Here is a 240-nt window from a genome sequence, read left to right on the forward strand (position 1 = left end):
GCGAAAAAATTTAGGGTTTTTATAGGTTGTTCCATCTGACAAAATGGCGAAATCTTTTAATCCTACATCCATTCCAATATAAGAATGTGTTTTCGGAAATTCTTGCACTTCTGTTTCAACTAACAATGACACAAAGTATCTACCAGAAGGGTTCCGTCTAACCGTAGCATTTAAAATACGTCCCTTTACTTCACGACTTTTGGCAAATCGAACAAGACCTAGTTTCGGCAATTTCATTTT

The 240-nt window shown here is 35.8% G+C and carries 1 pseudogene; it reads right to left on the reverse strand.

Going from position 1 to position 240, the window contains the following annotated elements:
* Positions 1-240, reverse strand: a pseudogene (locus FOT98_RS31595) (IS200/IS605 family element RNA-guided endonuclease TnpB); the annotation flags it as partial.

Source organism: Bacillus sp. HY001 (genome assembly GCF_007558965.1).
Lineage (GTDB): Bacteria > Bacillota > Bacilli > Bacillales > Bacillaceae_G > Bacillus_A > Bacillus_A mobilis.